Genomic DNA, 258 nt, shown 5'->3' with positions numbered 1-258 from the left:
CGGCGACGGTAGGTGCGGCCGGTACGCAGCAGCTCAGAGCGTTGAACCTGCCGTCGGCGCCCCAGAACATCTCGCGCAGGTGATTGTCGGCTGCGCGGCGAGAGGTGGCCGTCGTAGACGGCGCGGTAGATCGTCTCAGTGCACACGTGCCAGGCCGTGCGACGGCGGAAGCAGCGACGCAACCACCGGCGGCGCAGCTTGACCGCGACGACGCGGGCCAGATCGCCGTCGGCGACGAGTCGCTGCAGCTTCGGGCGC

General features: G+C 70.9%; 1 protein-coding gene. It reads right to left on the bottom strand.

The window, feature by feature from the left end; all coding sequences use genetic code 11:
- A partial coding sequence (locus tag FVA95_RS32425; RefSeq protein ID WP_205016088.1) for a hypothetical protein occupies window positions 1-258 on the bottom strand: 258 nt, incomplete at both ends.

The sequence above is a fragment of the Pseudonocardia sp. EV170527-09 genome (assembly GCF_008369905.1).
Taxonomy (GTDB): Bacteria; Actinomycetota; Actinomycetes; order Mycobacteriales; family Pseudonocardiaceae; genus Pseudonocardia.
The sequence above is the reverse complement of the archived record's forward strand: the minus strand, read 5'-3'. Positions and strand labels throughout refer to the sequence as shown.